The 2,807-nt window shown below is 40.0% G+C and carries 2 protein-coding genes; both read left to right on the forward strand.

Annotated elements, in window-relative coordinates; all coding sequences use genetic code 11:
* Window positions 1–221: 221 nt before the first annotated feature.
* Window positions 222–389, forward strand: coding sequence for a hypothetical protein (locus tag PMI10_RS22055; protein ID WP_157489775.1), 168 nt, complete (start codon window positions 222–224; stop codon window positions 387–389).
* Between the two features lie 217 nt (window positions 390–606).
* Window positions 607–2,807 (forward strand): HAMP domain-containing protein (locus tag PMI10_RS10225; protein WP_007807419.1); only part of this gene is annotated, 2,201 nt, incomplete at its 3' end.

Here is a 2,807-nt window from a genome sequence, read left to right on the forward strand (position 1 = left end):
TAATTACACCCAACGGGTTAAAGAGAAATTGGCTTTAGCCTAAAAGTGCAGAAGTTTCATTTGGCTAAAGCCCTTTTGCTGTATTTAAATTATATTCCTCGAACTGAAGCCGGAGGCAAATTCAAAACTTAAAAAATATTCAGAAAAGATTTTATTTTTTATTATTTTTATTGGATAAAAGTTTGCCTCATAGGACGATATAGATCTTTAATTTTAAGTAAATGAAATTATCTACTCAAATTCTTGCAGCGTTTACTATGGTGATTTTGTTGTCCGTTGCGGACTCCCATACAAATACATTGGTCCATGAAATTGCAGGTTCTATTGTTCCCGGAAATTTCAAGCTCGAAATTGGAAATCTTCCAAAATTTATTTACAGAAAGAATTAAACTAAAATAGGTTTTACTAATCTGAATAGTAATACTGTTAAATATACGCCACAAAAAGAAGGTCTGATTCAGATAAATTCGATGGATGCTTTTGTGAAATTTCATTTAAAGAAAATATTGTTTGATGAAAGTATGTAGCAATGCTTATATACCTCGATTAAATTAAAGTACCTTAGTGTATCAGAATTTTTTAACCATTTGATAAAGAATTGGGAATATGAAAAAAACAAAAGAAATTAATGCTGAAAAATCTCTGGAAGCTGTTATTGTACTTCCGGTCGTTTCAGTAGAAAAGTCATTAAATGCTAAAGTAAAAAAAGAAAATTCTGAGGAGTCTATTTTGACAGACGCAGCGTTTTTAAAGATTTTGCTAAAGGTTAAGAATGGTAATTTTACCCAACGTTTCCCAACAGATCAAAACGGAATAAAAAGATCTATCTGTGATACTTTGAATGAAATCATAGATCTTAACGAACGTATGGTTTTTGAATTTCAAAAGGTCGGAAAGAGTATTGGTAAACAAGGTAAGCTTACCAATAGAGTTGTCCTTGACGGTGCGAGAGGATCCTGGAGTTCCTGTGTAGATTCAGTGAACACACTGATTTCAGATCTGGTACATCCAACTATTGAAATTGCACACGTAATTACCTCGGTGGCAAAAGGAAATTTATCACAGGAAATGCCGCTTTCTATTGAAGGAAACCCGCTTCAGGGAGAATTTTTAAGGATTGCTAAAGAGGTAAACGGAATGGTAAAACAGCTTAACCTGTTTTCGATGGAGGTTACCCGTGTGGCGCGTGAGGTAGGTACAGAAGGAAAACTGGGAGGTCAGGCAAAAGTAAGAGGTGTTGGAGGTGTATGGAAAGATTTGACCGACTCGGTAAATAAAATGGCTTCTAATTTAACAGGTCAGGTTCGTAATATTGCCGATGTAACGACAGCGGTAGCAAAAGGAGATCTTTCGAAAAAAATTACCGTTGACGTAAAAGGAGAAATCCTAGAATTAAAAAATACCATCAATACCATGGTGGATCAGTTGAACTCATTTTCTTCTGAGGTTACCCGTGTGGCTCGTGAGGTTGGTACAGAAGGAAAACTGGGAGGACAGGCACAGGTAAAAGGAGTAGGGGGAACCTGGAAGGATTTGACCGATTCAGTAAACCAGATGGCATCCAACTTAACAGGCCAGGTTCGTAATATTGCCGATGTAACTACAGCAGTAGCAAAAGGGGATTTGTCGAAAAAAATCACCGTTGACGTAAAAGGAGAAATCCTCGAACTTAAAAATACCATCAATACCATGGTGGATCAGCTGAATTCCTTTTCATCAGAGGTAACCCGTGTGGCTGTAGAGGTAGGATCTGAAGGAAAACTGGGAGGTCAGGCAAAAGTAAGAGGCGTAGGTGGGGTTTGGAAAGATTTAACCGATTCGGTAAACCAGATGGCATCCAATTTAACCGGTCAGGTACGTAACATTGCCGAGGTAACCACTGCGGTGGCAAAAGGAGATTTATCTAAGAAAATTACGGTAAACGTAGCAGGAGAAATCCTCGAACTTAAAAATACCATCAATACCATGGTGGATCAGCTGAACTCTTTTGGTGCCGAGGTAACGCGTGTGGCCCGTGAAGTTGGGTCAGAAGGAAAACTGGGAGGACAGGCAAAAGTAAAAGGTGTTGGAGGAACCTGGAAGGATTTAACCGATTCGGTAAACCAAATGGCATCCAACTTAACAGGTCAGGTGCGTAACATTGCCGAGGTGACAACAGCAGTGGCAAATGGTGACCTTTCGAAAAAGATTACGGCTGTAGCCGAAGGGGAAATTCTGGAGCTGAAGAAAACCATCAATACGATGGTAGACCAGCTGAATTCCTTTTCATCAGAGGTAACCCGTGTGGCGCTTGAGGTTGGTACGGAAGGAAAACTGGGAGGTCAGGCGAAAGTAAAAGGAGTTGGAGGAACGTGGAAAGATTTAACGGATTCGGTGAATCAAATGGCATCCAACTTAACAGGTCAGGTGCGTAACATTGCTGAGGTAACAACAGCTGTTGCAAAAGGAGATTTATCACGCCAGATTACCGTAGATACAAAAGGAGAAATCCTCGAACTTAAAAACACGATTAATACCATGGTGGGTCAGCTGAATTCCTTCGCATCAGAGGTTACCCGTGTGGCGCGTGAGGTTGGAACCGAAGGAAAATTGGGAGGACAGGCACAGGTTGAAGGAGTTGGAGGAACGTGGAAAGATTTAACGGATTCGGTAAACCAAATGGCTTCCAATCTGACAGGTCAGGTACGTAATATCGCCGAGGTAACAACGGCGGTGGCAAAAGGAGATTTATCATTACAAATTACAGTAGACGTAAAAGGAGAAATCCTGGAGCTTAAAAATACAATTAATACCATGGTGGATCAGCT

The organism is Flavobacterium sp. CF136 (assembly GCF_000282055.1).
GTDB lineage: Bacteria > Bacteroidota > Bacteroidia > Flavobacteriales > Flavobacteriaceae > Flavobacterium.

Bases quoted from the DNA above. Each gene is read 5' to 3' on its own strand.
- PMI10_RS22055 (WP_157489775.1), top strand. From the start codon at position 222: ATGAAATTATCTACTCAAATTCTTGCAGCGTTTACTATGGTGATTTTG.